The sequence below is a fragment of the Pseudoduganella guangdongensis genome, assembly GCF_009857475.1.
Taxonomy (GTDB): domain Bacteria; phylum Pseudomonadota; class Gammaproteobacteria; order Burkholderiales; family Burkholderiaceae_D; genus Rugamonas; species Rugamonas guangdongensis.
The window spans coordinates 1-572 of the sequence record NZ_WWCJ01000050.1; the positions used below are offsets into that span (position 1 = coordinate 1).

General features: G+C 59.4%; 1 protein-coding gene. It reads left to right on the top strand.

Translation table 11 applies throughout. The features are described 5' to 3' along the window. A partial coding sequence (locus tag GTP41_RS26780; RefSeq protein WP_260115424.1) for an EF-Tu C-terminal domain-related protein occupies positions 1-572 on the top strand: 572 nt, incomplete at both ends.

Below are 572 nucleotides of genomic sequence, written 5' to 3' on the forward strand. Positions count from 1 at the left end.
TGCATCGAGCGCCTGGCTGAAGCCCTGGACACCTACATCCCAACCCCAGAGCGTGCTGTTGACGGCGCGTTCCTGATGCCAGTGGAAGACGTGTTCTCGATCTCCGGCCGCGGTACCGTGGTGACCGGTCGTGTTGAGCGCGGCATCATCAAGGTCGGCGAAGAGATCGAAATCGTCGGTATCATCGACACCGTGAAAACCACCTGCACCGGCGTGGAAATGTTCCGCAAGCTGCTGGACCAGGGTCAAGCCGGCGACAACGTTGGCCTGCTGCTGCGCGGCACCAAGCGTGAAGACGTTCAGCGTGGTCAGGTTCTGGCGAAGCCAGGCTCGATCAAGCCGCACGATCACTTCACCGGCGAGATCTACGTTCTGTCGAAAGATGAAGGCGGCCGTCACACCCCGTTCTTCAACAACTACCGTCCACAGTTCTACTTCCGTACCACCGACGTGACCGGCTCCATCGAGCTGCCAGCGGACAAAGAAATGGTTATGCCAGGCGACAACGTCTCCATCACCGTGAAGCTGATCTCCCCGATCGCTATGGAAGAAGGCCTGCGTTTCGCAATCCG